The organism is Nocardioides sp. NPDC059952, assembly GCF_042730435.1.
GTDB lineage: Bacteria > Actinomycetota > Actinomycetes > Propionibacteriales > Nocardioidaceae > Nocardioides.
The window spans coordinates 1-14,505 of record NZ_JBHWLY010000029.1 but is presented as its reverse complement, the minus strand read 5'-3'; the positions used below and the strand labels follow the sequence as shown (position 1 = coordinate 14,505).

Below are 14,505 nucleotides of genomic sequence, written 5' to 3'. Positions count from 1 at the left end.
TTCTCACGTCGACGAGGTATTGTGGACAGCGAGCCTCCCCCGAGGGTGTGAGGAAGTGAAGCCGGGATCCCCGTCGAAGATGGGACCCGGCTTTCGCGCTTCTAGAGCGCTACATCTATCTCTTCGACGAGCTCGAGCATCGCCTTGTACAGGCCGTTCCGGCCTTTCCACGCTGCCGACACCGCGCCAGCGACGGCGTCAGGGATCCACAGCATGGGCTCGTCGAGAGGGCGGGCGATCCTTCTTGTCCTGCCCCTCGCTGCGGGACTCGAACCAGACCTGTGTGACGCCCACCTCGGCAAGTCGAGGCATGAGCCGCTCAAGGCACTTCCGGCGGGCGCGCTCCTGACGCTTGTGGTCGATCGGACTGGCGACGGCAACGACGTGTCTGAGTTCGAGACCTGAAAGGGCCTCGATGAGGCGCCGCCTGTCCTTGTCGTCCTCGAACTTCCAATGCGTACGCTGTCGAGCGGGCCGAGCGAGCGGTCTGAGTGCGTCACGGTGGGCATCACAGGCCTCCGTGGACGCCACCGCGGCAGCGAGCACGTACAACCCGGCGTCGACATGGACGGACTCATCGACCCACGCATGGAGGGCGACGCCGGGCAACTCGAAGGACACCGCGAGATTATCTCGCCCGGCACCGACAGTTTCCGACCGGAACCCAGCGCGTCTCGACGCAGCCTCGCATCGGCGACATCAGCCAGGAGTGACCCGCGCGTCGTGATGCACCCGCTCACGGACCCGGTCCACGTCGACACCCAGACGTTCGCAGGTCTGTTCCAGGGACAACAGGTCGCCACGCGAGGAGACGATGTCGGCTGCCTCGTCGAGCACCCGAGCCATCGCCTCTCGCAACGGACGGAGGTTGGCGTCGAGATACTCCGCCGATCCGATCACAGCCATCGCCCTTCCTGGATCGTCAAGACAACTCAGCCCTGGACACCCTTGTGACCCTACGCTGAAACGCACTCCCCTGTCGTCGGCAACCACGGCGCACGGCGATAATGGGGCCATGCCGAACACCCCTGTGGCCACGTCAGCGAAGCTGGCGGACGGACGCGAGATCTGGTTCTTCGACGAGCAGCCCACGCTGCGGTCGGTGCACGACGAGCGGCCGCTGGAGCCGCGGGCGGGCGGGTCGCAGCTGCGCTGGGACCGGCTGACCGCGACCTGGACGGCGGTGGCGGGGCACCGGCAGACGCGTACGTTCAAGCCGCCGTCGGACGAGTGCCCACTGTGCCCGTCGGTCGACGGGAGGCTGACCGAGATCCCGGCCGAGAGCTACGACGTGGTGGCCTTCGAGAACCGGTTCCCGGCGCTGTCCACGGTCGCGGTCGGCGAGGCGACCGGGGAGCCGTTCGTCTCTCTGCCGGGGCGGGGCCGGTGCGAGGTGGTCTGCTTCACCAGCGACCACGAGCAGAGCTTCGTCGACCTTCCGCCCGAGCGGGTGCGGACGGTGCTCGCGGCGCTCGCGCACCGCACCGAGCAGCTGACGGCGATGCCGGAGGTGGCCTACGTCTTCTGCTTCGAGAACCGCGGCGAGGAGATCGGGGTGACGCTGCAGCACCCCCATGGGCAGATCTACGCGATGCCGGTGCTGCCGCCTCGGATCGAGTCGCTCGTGAACGCCGCCGACGCCCACCGGGAGGCGACCGGCGAGTGCCTCCAGTGTGCGGTGCTCGCCGACGAGATCGCCGACGGGTCGCGGGTGGTCGCCGAGAACGCGTCGTTCGTGGCGTACGTGCCCTATGCCGGCCGCTGGCCCTACGAGATCCGCGTCGTGCCGCGGCGCCACGTGGGTTCGCTGCCCGGGCTGACCGCCGACGAGATGGACGACCTCGCCGCGCTCTACCAGGAGTGCCTGCGACGTATGGACGGGCTCGACGACGCCGGTCCGGTGCCCTACATCGCCGGCTGGCAGCAGGCCCCGACCGGCCGCGAGGACACCTGGCACCTCGCCGCCGAGATCTTCACCATCCGGCGGGCTCCGGGACGGCTGAAGTACCTGGCCGGCATCGAGTCCGGGGTCGCTCTCTGGGTCAACGACATCCCCCCGGAGACCGCCGCCGAGCGCCTCCGCGAGGCTCTCTAGAGCCCCTGCCAGTCCGGCTTGCCCGCGTAGACCTCGCGGTAGTAGTCGCGGCGTACGAGGCGGGAGGCCGCGGCCTCGTCCAGGAGGACGGAGACGTGGCCGTGGAGCTGGAGGACGGAGGCGGGGCAGGTCGCCGAGACCGGGCCCTCGACCGCGGCGGCGACCGCCTCGGCCTTGCCCTCGCCGGTGGCGAGGAGAAGCAGGTGGCCGGCTCGGGTGATGGTGCCGAGCCCCTGGGTGAGTACGTGGCGCGGCACCGCGTCGGGTGAGCCGAAGAAGCGGGCGTTGTCCTTGCGGGTCCTGGCCGTGAGCGTCTTGATCCGGGTCAGCGAGGCCAGCGACGAGCCGGGCTCGTTGAAGGCCAGATGGCCGTCGGAGCCGATGCCGAGGATCTGCACCTCGATCCCGCCCGCGGCAACGATCGCCGCCTCGTAGCGCTCACCGGCGCTCGGCAGGGTCTCCGCGGTCGGGTCGGGGCCGTGGACCCGCTCGGGCGGAAGGCCGACCGCGTCGGTGAACTCGCGGCGGATGGTCGCCAGATAGGACTGCTCGTGCCCCTCGGGGAGGCCGACGTACTCGTCCAGGTTGAACGTCTCCACGCCCTCATAGGACGGTCCTCGACCGCCCCGGGCGCGCCGGATGAGCTCCTCGTACGTCGCCAGCGGCGTCGAGCCGGTGGCCAGGCCGAGCACCGCGGGGGTGCCGGCGGCCGCCCGGCGGCGTACGACGTCTTCGATCGTGTCCGCGGCGAGGGATGCCACCGCGGCGGGGGTCTCGAGGACAACTACTTCCATGTCAGTCCTTCGTCGGATCGTTCACTGGGGTGATCAGGGCGGCGCCGATGGCGGCGACCGGGGCAGCGGAGACCACCCGCAGGCGCGAGGCGAGCTCGAGGGAGGCGAGGAACGGCGAGGTCTCGGTCTGCCTGACCAGCGCGAGGGCGATCGCCTCCCGCAGCGGCTCCCCGACCGCCGCGACGCCTCCGCCGATGACGACACGTTCGGGGTCGACGGCGAGCGCCAGAGCACGTACGGCCGCGGCGACGCCGTCGGCGAAGCGTTCCCGCACGATGACGGCCGCCGGGTCACCCGAGGCAGCTGCAGCGAAGAGCGCCGAGGCCGGGTGGCCGGTCGCCGTCGGCCAGGCTGCGGCGAGCGCGGCGCCGGAGGCGACCAGCTCGAGGCAGCCGCGCTGTCCGCAGCCGCACACCGGGCCCTCCGGGTCGACCGGGAGATGCCCGACCTCCCCGGCGGCGCCGTGGAAGCCTCGGCGGAGCGCGCCGCTGAGGTAGAGACCGGCGGCCAGGCCGGTGCCGAGCGAGAGGTAGACCAGGTCGTCGACGTCCTCGACCGCGTGTGCGCCCAGGGTTGCCGCGTTGGTGTCGTTCTCGAGGGTGACGACCGCTCCCGTGCGTGCGCCGAGGAGCTCCGCGAGCGGGAAGGCGTCGCCGTCCAGGCCCAGGTTGACCGCATGCTTCACGGTGCCGGCACGGGTGTCGACGATGCCGGGGATACCGACCCCGATCGAGCGGATCTCGCCGCCGTCGAGCGCGTCACGCAGGCTCGCGACCACCGCGGCCGCGCTCTTCACGACGCCCTCGCCGCCGGGGGTGGTGGCGGCACGGTCCTCGGCGAGCACCGCCCCGTCCGGCCCGATCGCGATGCCGTGGATCTTGGTGCCACCGATGTCGAGGCCTACCCGTGCGCCGTTCACCGGTTCCAGCCCGATCGTCGCAGCACCTCGGTGACGGCGGCCACGCCCGGCAGGGAGAACCCCTGCGGGCACAGTCGTGGCAACCCCGTCCCGTCGTACGCCCCGGGCCACCCCCACTCCACCAGCACCACGGCGCCCGGGAGCTCGGCGACCGTCCGGCCCACCTCGGGACGGCGGTGCGCGTCACGCACCTGCACGATGAGGGGTGCGTCGGGGAGATCCGGGAGCGGGTCGCCGGGGCGGATGACGATGTCCGGCGGCAGCCCCCAGGGCACGTCGCCCACAGCGATGTTGGCCTCGGTGTCGACGGTCACGACCTGGGCTCCGGCGAGGCGCGGGATCTCGCTGAGGTCGTCGCTGGCCGTCGCGAGCGCCCGGCGAGCGCCCTCGAGGGAGCGCTCCTCGAACCGGGGGTCGAGCACGGCCTCCGGCTGCTGCGCCCCGGCGAAGGCGGCGAGCAGCGTGTCGATGCGCGCGACCGCGTCCTCGAGCCGCTCGAGCGGCAGCTCACCGGACTCGACCGCGGCCACGATCGCGGCAGCCGTGTCGCGGACCAGCGAGGTCGGCTTGTCGGGTCCGAGGATCAGCAGGTCCGCGCCGGCCGCGAGCGAGAGCACCGCGGCCGCCGGGATCCCCCGGATCGCCGAGGCACCCGCCATGTCGAGGGCGTCGGAGACGATCGGCCCTTCGTAGCCGAGCTCGCGCAGCAGCCCCAGCACCGGCGCCGAGAGCGTGCCGGGGAGCTCGGGGTCCAGCGCCGGAACCATGATGTGGGAGGTCATCACCGAGGCGGCTCCGGCCTCGGCGGCCGCCAGGAAGGGAACCAGCTCTCGGTCACGCAGCGTCGCCAGGTCGGCGTCGAGGACCGGGAGGGAGACATGGCTGTCCTGCCCGGTGTCGCCGTGACCGGGGAAGTGCTTGACGCAGGCGGCGACCCCGGTCGACTCCAGGCCCTTCACCCAGGCGGCCACGTGCTTGGCGGCCACGCCGGCGTCGTGGGAGAACGACCGGGTCGCGATCACCGGGTTGTCGGGGTTGGAGTTGACGTCTGCGACGGGTGCCAGGTTGAGATTGATGCCGGCCCGGGCCAGCCGCACCCCGACCGCTCGGCCAGTCTCCTCGGTCAGCGCCAGGTCGTCGGCCGCGCCGAGGGCTGCGGCGCCGAGCACCGAGGATCCGGTGAGCGCCTCCAGCCGGGTGACGTCCCCGCCCTCCTCGTCGATGGTGATCACCGGAGCCCAGCCGCCCTCGGCGGATGCCGTCCGGATCTCGGCCGCCAGGCTGCGTACGGAATCCTCACCGGCCCCGGTGTTGGGGCCGAAGAGGCAGATCCCGCCCAGGCCCTCGCGGAGCAGCTCGGCATAGCCGGGCGGCAGGGTGGGGCCGGCGAAAGCGGAGACCTGGACGCGCAGCGCCAGGGTCTCGACGGTGGTCGGGGACGGCATCACGACACCCCCAGCTCACCGGCGAGGACGAGCACGGCGGCGCCGACGATGACGACGTCCTCGCCGAGCGTCGACGTACGGAACTCCAGCGGCTCGCCACTGACCGGCATCGTCCGCTCGCGGATGATCCGATCGGCGGTCTCGCGCAGCGGGCCGTCGAGGAGGTCGGCCGGTCCGGAGAGGACCAGCTCGTGAAGATTCAGGGTTCCGACCACAGGGGCCAATGCCTTTCCAAGATGTTCGCCGGCTTCCACGAGCGCATCGTCGTGGGCTGTCTCGAGGCGCTCCCGCAGGCGCGGCACCGCGAGGAAGGTCTCCAGGCAGCCCTTGCGCCCGCACGCGCACAGGGGCCCCTCGGGGTCGACGGTCACGTGCCCGACCTCACCCGCCGCGTCGACGAACCCGTGGAGCAGCGCTCCCTCGAGCACGAGGCCCGCACCGACACCGGTCCCGACCCGGATCAGCATCAGGCCGCCGTCGCCGGACTGGCCGAAGGTGTACTCCCCCAGCACCGCGGTGTTGGCGTCGTTGGCGACGTACGTCGGTCGGCCGGTCTCGCGGCGCACCTGATCGGCCAGGGCGACATCGGCCCAGCCCAGGTTGGGCGCGGCGACCACCGTGCCGTCGGCCGCGACGACACCGGGACTGCCGATCCCGATGCCGAGGATCGGCCGGTCGGTGCTCGCGATCAGCTCGGTGACCAGCTCCTTCACGAGACGCACGGCCTCGCTTCCGGTGCGGCCCTCCCGGCACCTGGCGGTGCGGTGGACGACATCGCCGGTCAGGTTGAGCACGGCTCCGGCGACCTGGTCGTCACCGGAGACGTCGATGGTCACGATGTGCGTGGCGTCGGCGGCCAGCCCGACCAGCATCGGCGGCTTCCCGACCCGGCTCTCCACCGGCGCTCCGAGCTCCTCGACGAGTCCGTCCTCGAGCAGGCTGCCCACCAGATCGGAGACCGTCGCCCGGGTCAGACCGGAGGAACGAGCCAGGTCGGCGCGGCTCGCCGGACCCACCGCGAACAGATGCTGGAGCACCAGGGATCGGTGATGCCGCCGCGCATCCTCCTGCAGCAGCTTACCGATCGGCCGCAACGTACGACGTCTCGCCTTGGACATGTTTGTAAGTCCATCGTACTTATTAATGTCTCGTCAAGTCGAGAACCTGAAATCCCGCCGAGAAGTCCATTTCTGGCGGCGAGAGGTCAGAGGATGGCGGCGAGCTGGGCCCGGGTCGGGACGTACGGCTCGATGCGGAGAGCCATGTGGGCCTCCTCGGGCGTGCGGTTGCCCTTGCGGCCGTTGCACTTGCCGCACGCCGCCACGGTATTCAGCCAGGTCCATCTGCCGCCGCGTGACTGTGGCAGCAGGTGGTCGATGGTGCGGGCCTGGCCGCCACAGTAGGCACAACGATGCTGGTCGCGCTTGAGCACTCCCTCGCGGGAGTAGCCGGCCGGCCGATACATCCAATGCATGGCGATGTAGCGGACCAGCCGCACCGCCTTGGGCCATGGATGTGGCCCAATCATCTTGTCGCCCTGTTGCTCGTGAACCACTGCCACCTCACGGAACAGCATCCGCACGGCATGCTTGAACGAGACCCTCCCGAGCGGCTCGAAGGAGGCGTTGTACAGGGTCACGGCACCCACGGTCGTGGTCATCTTCGATTACCTCCCAGGAGAGTCGGATAGAGATCGCGTGCAGATCGGACGGAAACACTGGACTGAATAAAAAAAGGGGGCCGCCCCGACGAGACAGACATGTCTCGCAGGAGCGGCCCGGAGTGATCCGGTGCGGCTATGCACCCAGGTCACTGTCGGCTCCCGCGGGCATGAGGGTCGCGCTCGTGCGCAGCGGTCAGCGACCAGGCCGCCGGGGCGGTGGTCGAGTGCTGCGTGCTCATGCGTGGGCCCTTCAACAGGTCAGGTGGATTTCGCCCGGTGGTGAGACCGGGTGCTACCAGAATAGAGCGAACACCCTCCACCTACCAACGGTTTTCCCAGGTCAGGACCGTGTCTTTCCGGTTAACTACGCTCGACGTACGCCGTTTGGTCCCGTTAGCGCGACCCGGCCCGCGTCGCGGAGCCTCGGGATCAGCGCTTCGCCGACCCGGGCGACCTCGGTCCGGTAGGGCGTGTCCGAGAGGACGAAGTGGGTCACACCGAGCTCCTGGTAGCGGCTCAGTGCGGCGGCGACGTCGTCCGCATCGCCGACCAGCCAGGTGGTGCCGGCCCCGCCACCGCCATAGCGTCCCGGGGCGGTGTAGAGGCAGTCGTCGAGCACGTCGCCACGGTCGGCGAGGCCGAGGAGCCGACTCTGCCCGACCGCCGCGCGGCCCGCGCGCCGGAACTCGCGGTCGCCGACGTTGTCGGCCATCTGTCGCACCTTCTCCTCCGCGTCACGCCAGGCCTCCTCGCGGGTGTCGCGGATCAGTGTGGTGATCCTGAGCCCGAACTCGAGCGGCTCCAGGTCACGGCCCAGCGATCCCTCCAGCCCACGCAGGCGCTCGACCCGCTCGGCGATGCCGTCCAGCGGCTCGCCCCAGAAGAGCTGCACGTCGGCCTCGGTCGCGGCTACCGCCTCGGCCTCGGGTGAGGCGCCGCCGAAGTAGAGCCGGGGATGCGGCCGGTCGTCGGTGACATAGGGCCGCGGGGTGATGGTGGAGCCGGTGACCTGGAAGTGGTCACCGTCGAAGGTGACGTTCTCCTCGGTCCACAGCCGCCGCACCAGCCGCATGAACTCCTTGGTCCGCGCGTAGCGGGCGGTGCGTGAGTCCTCGCGGTCGCCATAGGCGGCCAGGTCGTCCTGACCGGAGACGATGTTGACCCGCACCCTGCCCCGGCTGAGCTGGTCGAGGGTGGCGGCGGAGGTGGCGAAGTTGGCCGGGCGCCAGTAGCCCGGGCGGATCGCGACGAGCGGCTCGAAGGTGGTCGTGCGCGCGGCCAGGGCGGTCGCGACGGTGAAGGTGTCGGGCCTCCCCCAGCTCGTGCCGAGCAGGGCGCCGGTCCAGCCGGCGTCCTCGACCGCCTCGGCCAGGCCGACCTGGTAGTCGAGGGTGCCGTACCCCTCCTCCGGCGAGGCGGTGTCGCCACGGTGGCCGGTCTCGACGAAGTTGGGCAGATACCAGAGGAACTCGGGGGCGTGTGGGGCGTTCATTCCGGACTCCTTCATGAGGTCTTCTAGTTAATGTTAATAGGTTTTATCGACTATGAGTGGCCGTGTCTGTTGGTGGACAGAGGCTCAGCCAATGAGCCAACCCGGGGTATGGTCCCGGCATGGGCCTCACCTCCACCGAGCTGATCGACCTCGTCCTCGACCCCGGCACCTGGACGTCCTGGGACACCCCGCCCGTCCACGGCGAGCTCCCCGAGGCGTACGCCGCCGACCTGGTGCGCGCCCGGGAGCGGGCGGGGACCGATGAGTCGGTGGTCACCGGCGAGGCCCGGATCGCCGGGCGGCGGGTCGCCGTGGTGCTCTCGGAGTTCCGGTTCCTGGCCGGGTCGATCGGGCGCGCTTCGGCCGAGCGGCTGATCGCGGCCGTGGAGCGGGCGACCCGCGAGGGGCTGCCCCTGCTGGCGGGGCCGGCCTCGGGCGGGACCCGGATGCAGGAGGGCACACCGGCGTTCGTGCAGATGGTGCGGATCGCCGAGGCGGTCACCCGTCACAAGACCGCCGGACTCCCCTACCTCGTCTACCTGCGCCACCCCACCACCGGCGGCGTGATGGCCTCATGGGGTTCCCTGGGCCACGTCACCGTCGCCGAGCCCGGGGCACTCCTGGGGTTCCTCGGTCCGAAGGTCTACGAGGTGCTCAACGGCCGCCCCTTCCCCTCCGGCGTCCAGGTCTCGGAGAACCTCTTCGCCCACGGCCTCGTCGACGGCGTCGTACCTCCCGACGAGCTCGCCGGGCTCGTCGACCGAGTTCTCACCATCCTCGACCTCCGTTCCCCCGCTGGTCGAGCCGCGAGCGCCAGCGAGCGTGTCGAGACCAACACAGCCGGCTCGAGCGCGTCAGCGGACCGTGTTGGTCTCGACACGCCTCCGCCTAGCGGCTCCGGCGGCTCGACCAGCGGACAGGTCGATACCTGGGACGCGATCACGCGGTCCCGACGCACCGACCGGCCGGGGGCGCGGGCACTGCTCCGGATCGCGGCCTCGGACGTCGTACCCCTCAACGGCACCGGGCAGGGCGAGCGGGACCCGGGCCTGATCATCGCGCTGGCGCGGTTCGGGTCGGCGCCGTGCCTGGTGCTGGCCCAGGACCGGCGCGAACAGGCTCACCAGCCGCTCGGACCGGAGGGGCTGCGCGAGGCGCAGCGCGGGATGAAGCTCGCCGCCGGGCTCGGGCTCCCCGTCGTCACCGTCATCGACACCCCCGGCGCGGCGCTGTCGGCGGAGGCGGAGAACGGCGGCATCGCCGGCGAGATCGCGCGTACGTTGGGAACACTCGTCAACGTCGAGACCCCGACGCTCAGCCTGATGCTCGGCGAGGGCAACGGTGGTGGCGCGCTCGCGTTCCTCCCCGCCGACCGGGTGGTCGCCGCGCAGCACGCCTGGCTCTCCCCGCTACCGCCGGAGGGTGCGAGCGCGATCGTGCACGGCGACTCCGACCACGCCGCCGAGATGGCCGAGGCCCAGCGGGTCCTCGCCGTCGACCTCCAGCAGATCGGCGTGGTCGACCGGATCGTCGCAGAGTCCCCCGACGCCGCCGACGAGCCGGAGGACTTCTGCCGCCGGGTCGGAGCCGCCCTGGAGGAGGAGCTGCTCGCGCTGCTCACCTCCGGGCCGGGCAACCCGACGGCCCGGGCTGCTCGCTACGCGGGCTGAGGACGTACGCAGGAGATCTGCGGACACGCACCACGAACTCCGCCACGATGGGTGGGCTCATCGCGAGCCAACAACCCCACACTCGATCGGAGTTTCTCGTGCCTCAGATCAAGCGTCTCCTCGCCTTCGCCGCCACGACCTCGCTCGCCGCGGCCCTCCCCCTCCTCGCCACCACGCCCGCGCAGGCCCAGGACGGGAGCTTCAGCGCGCTGACGTACAACATCGCCGGCCTCCCCGAGGCCATCTCCAGCGCGCCGACACCCCGCAAGAGCGCCACCAACGAGATCGGCCGGCGGATCGCCGGGTTCGACATCGTGAACGTCCAGGAGGACTTCAACTACCACGCCTATCTCTACGAGACCGACGTGCACGCCCACCGCACCCCGACCTCGGGCGGAGTGCCGTTCGGGAGCGGGCTGAACAGCCTGCACCACCAGCCGTACGAGGCGCTCGACCGTGTCACCTGGAACCGCTGCTGGGTCAACCAGGCCGACTGCCTGACCCCGAAGGGGTTCACCTTCCACCGCGCCCAGATCGCCCCGGACACCTGGATCGACGTCTACAACCTGCATGCCGACGCCGGCGACGACCGCCTGGACGAGGCCGCTCGCCGCAGCAACCTCGAGCAGCTCACGGCGTACCTCTCCGAGCACTCCGCCGGCAACGCAGTCCTCGTCATGGGCGACACCAATACGCGCTACACCCGCGAGGGCGACCGGATCTCCGCCTTCGCCGCCGCCAACGGACTCACCGACGCCTGGGTGGAGCTCGTACGCAACGGGGACGAGCCCGACCGCGGCAGCCCCGCCCTGGGGTGCCCGGAGGTGAACCCGGGCGTGGAGTGCGAGGTCGTCGACAAGGTGCTCTACCGCGACGGCGGCGGGGTCGACCTGAGCGCGACCTCCTACCGCAACCTGGACCCCGACTTCCGCGAGGACGGCACCGGCCTGATGCTCTCCGACCACTTCCCGATCGCCGTCGACTTTCGCTGGACCAGGAACTGACCGACTAACCCCTTGCGCAGGGGCTGAACACGTGTTTAGCATTAAACATGCGTTCAGCCCCTGCCGACCCGACCACCCGGGACCGGATCCGCGACGCCGCCGTGCTGCGGTTCGCGCGTGACGGATTCAGCGCCTCGGTCCGTTCGATCGCCACCGACGCCGGGGTCAGCCCGGCGCTGGTGATCCACCACTTCGGCTCCAAGGACGAGCTCCACGCCGAGTGCGACGAGCAGGTCCTCGCCGAGATCCGCTCGGCGAAGAACGAGACGATCGACGAGCTGTCCTCGGGGCAGAGCATCCTGCACCGCTTCGCCGCCGCGGACGAGTACGCGCCGATGCTCGGCTACGTCCTCCGCTCGCTGCAGGACGGCGGCCCGGTCGGCCGCACCTTCATCGAGCAGATGATCGAGGACGCGGTCGGCTACACGAAGAACGGCGTCGAGGCGGGACTGATCAAGCCGAGCCGTGACGAGACGGCCCGGGCCCGCTACCTGGTCCTCTCCGCCCTCGGCTCGCTCATGCTCGAGCTCACCCTCAACCCGGCCAAGGACCCCAGCGACATCAGCGGCATCGTGCGCGGCTTCCTGGCCACGAGCTACCTGCCGATGATCGAGCTCTACACCCAGGGCGTCTTCACCACCCGCCGGATGCTCGACGAATACCTGCTCTACGTCCCAGACCCGCCGCAGGACGCCACGACCGAGCGCCCGTCCCCATGACGCCAGGCCCGTCGACGTACGTCCTCCTACCCTCCCAACGCGGAAGCGAGTTTCCATGTCCGACAACATCCCCGCGGTCGAGATCGCGGGTCTGCACAAGTCCTTCGGTTCCTTCAAGGCCCTCGACGGCCTCGACCTGACCGTCCAGCACGGCCAGGTGGCGGGCTTCCTCGGCCCCAACGGCGCCGGCAAGTCCACCACCATCAAGATCCTGCTCGGGTTGCTGCGCTCCGACGCCGGCACCGCCCGCCTCTTCGGCGGTGACGTCTGGCGTGACGCGGTCGAGCTGCACAAGCGGATCTCGTACGTCCCCGGCGACGTCAACCTGTGGCCGAACCTCTCGGGTGGCGAGTGCATCGACTACCTCACCCGGCTCAAGCCGGGCGGCGACAAGGCCAAGCGCAAGGCGCGGAAGGCCGAGCTGCTGGAGCGGTTCGACCTCGACCCGACCAAGAAGGCGCGCACCTACTCCAAGGGCAACCGGCAGAAGGTCGCCCTGGTCGCGGCGTTCCTCGACCAATCCGACCTCTACATCTTCGACGAGCCGACCTCCGGCCTCGACCCATTGATGGAGGCCGTCTTCACCGAGTACGCCCGGGAGGCCAAGGCCGCGGGCTCGTCCGTGCTGCTCTCCAGCCACATCCTCAGCGAGGTCGAGAAGGTCTGCGACACCGTCACGATCATCCGCGCGGGGGTCGCCGTCGAGTCCGGCACGCTCGAGGAGCTGCGCCACCTGACCCGCTCCTCGGTCGTCGCCACCGTCGGCGGGGACGCGTCGACGCTGCGTACGATCTCGGCGGTCAACGACCTCGTCATCAACCCCAACGGCGCTGGGACCCGGGTGGCCTTCGACGTCGACAACGCCTCCGTCGGCGAGGTGCTCAAGACGCTCACCGCGCTCGACGTGCACGGCCTGACCATCACGCCTCCCTCGCTGGAGGAGCTGTTCATGCGCCACTACGGCGACGTGATCACCGAGTCCGAGGTCGAGTCCGAGGTCGCGAAATGAGCGCGGCCACCGCGGTCGCGGCCCCGAAGAGCGGACTCCTGGACTCGTTCACCGGCACCGGACACCTGATCGGCTTCATGCTCCGCCGCGACCGCGTGCGGATCGTGGTGTGGACCCTGATCGTCGCGGTCCTCTACCTGGTCTCGCTGGCGCCAGGCGGGGAGTACGCGGTGCTGAACGACGACCCCGAGGCGCGCGCCGCGCGCGCGGTGACTCTGAGCAGCCCGGCGATGATCGCGATGGGCGGCCCCGGCTACGGTCTCGACGACTACACGATGGGCGCCGCGGTCGCCAACGAGCTCATCCTCTGGATGGTCGTCGCGCTGGCCGTCATGACGATCCTGCAGGTCGTCCGCCACACCCGCTCCGAGGAGGAGTCGGGCCGCTCGGAGCTGATGCGCGCCGGCGTACTCGGCCGGCACGCCCCCTCCCTCGCGGTCATCGTCGAGGTCGCGCTGACCAACCTGATCGTCGCCACCGCCGGCATGCTGGCCATGATCGCGATGGGTCTGGACCCGGTCGACTCGGCGGTGATGTCCTTCGGGATCGCCCTGGCGGCGCTGGTCTACGGAGCCGTCGCGCTGGTCACCTCCCAGCTCTCCGAGAGCAGCGGCGGCGCGATGGGCATGGCCTTCGCCGTCGTCGGCGCCACCTACGTGGCCCGTGTCGTCGGCGACATCCAGGAGCCCCTGGGCAGCCCGCTGTCCTGGCTCTCCCCCATCGCATGGGTGCACCAGACCAGGGTCTTCGTCGACACCCGGATCTGGCCGCTGGGGATCGCCGCGGTCGTCGCGCTGGCCCTCCTCGCGGTCGCCGCCTTCCTCGGCTCCCACCGTGACTTCGGCGCCGGGATGGTGAAGGTACGCCGCGGTCGGGCCGACGCCTCGCCGCTGCTCGACGGGCCGATCGCCCTGGCGTGGGTGCGGCAGCGTACCGGCCTGTTCTGGACCGCCACCGGGCTCGGACTGATGTGGTTCGCGACCGGCTCGATCCTGAGCGAGGTCCCGAACATGCTGGAGGCCGTCGGCGACAACCCGATCTACGCCGATCTCCTCAAGGGCGGCGCGGAGGACATGATCAAGACCTTCGCCGCGTTCATCGCCGCCTACTCGGCTTTCGGCGCTGCGGCGTACGCGATCATCATGACCCTGCGGGTCAAGGCGGAGGAGGACGCCACCCGGGCGGCCCTGGTGCTGGCCAAGCCCCTCGGCAGGCTCCGCTGGCTCCTCTCGAACGCCCTCGTCGCCGGACTCGGTTCACTGGTCGTGCTGGTCACCGGGATCTGGGCGATGGGCCTGGGTGCTGCTGCCACCGGCGTCGACGAGGTCGGCTTCGGTGACTTCACCGTGCTCGCCCTGGCCTACGTCCCCGCGGTCCTGGTGATCGTCGCGCTCGCACTGGCCCTCTACGCCTGGGTGCCGCAGGCCGCCGGTGCGGTGAGCTGGGCGATCTTCGGCTGGATGTTCCTGGTGCTCATCCTGGCCGAGGCGCTCCAGCTCCCCGACTGGGTCCGCGGCCTGTCGCCGTTCTGGTGGATCGAGAACACCATGCTCGAGACCCAGCCCCTCAGCCACACCCTCGGCCTCTGCGCCGTCGCCGCCGTGCTGATCCTGGCGTCGATGGTCGGCTTCCGCCGCCGCGACATCCACGGCTGAGACCTGCCGAGGCGTCACGTACGCCGGTCGAGTGGGCACT

14 protein-coding genes are annotated in these 14,505 nt (G+C 70.8%); 6 read left to right on the top strand and 8 right to left on the bottom strand.

Going from position 1 to position 14,505, the window contains the following annotated elements:
- Positions 1 to 198: 198 nt before the first annotated feature.
- Positions 199 to 621 carry a hypothetical protein gene (locus ACFV9G_RS15005; protein WP_378728270.1) on the bottom strand — a complete coding sequence of 141 codons (423 nt, stop codon included), beginning with the start codon at positions 619 to 621 and terminating at the stop codon, positions 199 to 201.
- A gap of 78 nt (positions 622 to 699) precedes the next feature.
- A complete protein-coding gene (locus ACFV9G_RS15000) occupies positions 700 to 906 on the bottom strand; it encodes a hypothetical protein (protein WP_378728269.1) in 207 nt (68 codons plus the stop codon).
- A 109-nt stretch (positions 907 to 1,015) separates the two neighbouring features.
- Between ACFV9G_RS15000 and galT the strand changes: the two genes are divergently transcribed.
- On the top strand, positions 1,016 to 2,095 hold the full coding sequence (galT, locus tag ACFV9G_RS14995; protein ID WP_378728268.1) for a galactose-1-phosphate uridylyltransferase: 1,080 nt from the start codon (positions 1,016 to 1,018) through the stop codon (positions 2,093 to 2,095).
- Here galT and nagB read toward each other — a convergent pair.
- From nagB to ACFV9G_RS14965, 6 genes are all read right to left on the bottom strand, one after another.
- On the bottom strand, positions 2,092 to 2,889 hold the full coding sequence (nagB, locus tag ACFV9G_RS14990; RefSeq protein ID WP_378728267.1) for a glucosamine-6-phosphate deaminase: 798 nt from the start codon (positions 2,887 to 2,889) through the stop codon (positions 2,092 to 2,094). The two genes, galT and nagB, sit on opposite strands and share 4 nt — an antisense overlap.
- A gap of 1 nt (position 2,890) precedes the next feature.
- Positions 2,891 to 3,808: an ROK family protein gene (locus ACFV9G_RS14985; protein WP_378728266.1), complete on the bottom strand. Its 918-nt coding sequence runs from the start codon at positions 3,806 to 3,808 to the stop codon at positions 2,891 to 2,893.
- Positions 3,805 to 5,253, bottom strand: a complete 1,449-nt coding sequence (locus ACFV9G_RS14980; RefSeq protein ID WP_378728265.1) for a glycoside hydrolase family 3 N-terminal domain-containing protein — start codon at positions 5,251 to 5,253, stop codon at positions 3,805 to 3,807. The genes ACFV9G_RS14985 and ACFV9G_RS14980 overlap by 4 nt, the downstream gene beginning before the upstream one ends.
- Positions 5,253 to 6,371 (bottom strand): ROK family protein, encoded by a 1,119-nt coding sequence (locus ACFV9G_RS14975; protein WP_378728264.1) that lies wholly within the window; start codon positions 6,369 to 6,371, stop codon positions 5,253 to 5,255. Before ACFV9G_RS14975 ends, ACFV9G_RS14980 begins: the two co-directional genes overlap by 1 nt.
- A gap of 86 nt (positions 6,372 to 6,457) precedes the next feature.
- On the bottom strand, positions 6,458 to 6,913 hold the full coding sequence (locus tag ACFV9G_RS14970; protein WP_378728263.1) for an HNH endonuclease: 456 nt from the start codon (positions 6,911 to 6,913) through the stop codon (positions 6,458 to 6,460).
- 367 nt (positions 6,914 to 7,280) lie between these two features.
- On the bottom strand, positions 7,281 to 8,408 hold the full coding sequence (locus tag ACFV9G_RS14965) for an LLM class flavin-dependent oxidoreductase (RefSeq protein WP_378728262.1): 1,128 nt from the start codon (positions 8,406 to 8,408) through the stop codon (positions 7,281 to 7,283).
- A 119-nt stretch (positions 8,409 to 8,527) separates the two neighbouring features.
- Here ACFV9G_RS14965 and ACFV9G_RS14960 point away from each other — a divergent pair, with 119 nt between their 5' ends.
- The 5 genes from ACFV9G_RS14960 to ACFV9G_RS14940 all read left to right on the top strand — a co-directional run bounded on the left by ACFV9G_RS14960 (position 8,528) and on the right by ACFV9G_RS14940 (position 14,465).
- The gene (locus tag ACFV9G_RS14960) at positions 8,528 to 10,078 is read left to right on the top strand and encodes a carboxyl transferase domain-containing protein (protein ID WP_378728261.1); all 1,551 of its coding nucleotides are present in this window, start codon (positions 8,528 to 8,530) and stop codon (positions 10,076 to 10,078) included.
- A gap of 98 nt (positions 10,079 to 10,176) precedes the next feature.
- Positions 10,177 to 11,082, top strand: a complete 906-nt coding sequence (locus tag ACFV9G_RS14955; RefSeq protein ID WP_378728260.1) for a hypothetical protein — start codon at positions 10,177 to 10,179, stop codon at positions 11,080 to 11,082.
- Between the two features lie 47 nt (positions 11,083 to 11,129).
- Positions 11,130 to 11,801 (top strand): TetR family transcriptional regulator, encoded by a 672-nt coding sequence (locus tag ACFV9G_RS14950; protein ID WP_378728259.1) that lies wholly within the window; start codon positions 11,130 to 11,132, stop codon positions 11,799 to 11,801.
- Positions 11,802 to 11,856: 55 nt separating this feature from the next.
- Positions 11,857 to 12,810 (top strand): ATP-binding cassette domain-containing protein, encoded by a 954-nt coding sequence (locus ACFV9G_RS14945; RefSeq protein WP_378728258.1) that lies wholly within the window; start codon positions 11,857 to 11,859, stop codon positions 12,808 to 12,810.
- Positions 12,807 to 14,465: an ABC transporter permease gene (locus ACFV9G_RS14940; protein WP_378728257.1), complete on the top strand. Its 1,659-nt coding sequence runs from the start codon at positions 12,807 to 12,809 to the stop codon at positions 14,463 to 14,465. Before ACFV9G_RS14945 ends, ACFV9G_RS14940 begins: the two co-directional genes overlap by 4 nt.
- The last annotated feature ends 40 nt before the right edge of the window (positions 14,466 to 14,505 follow it).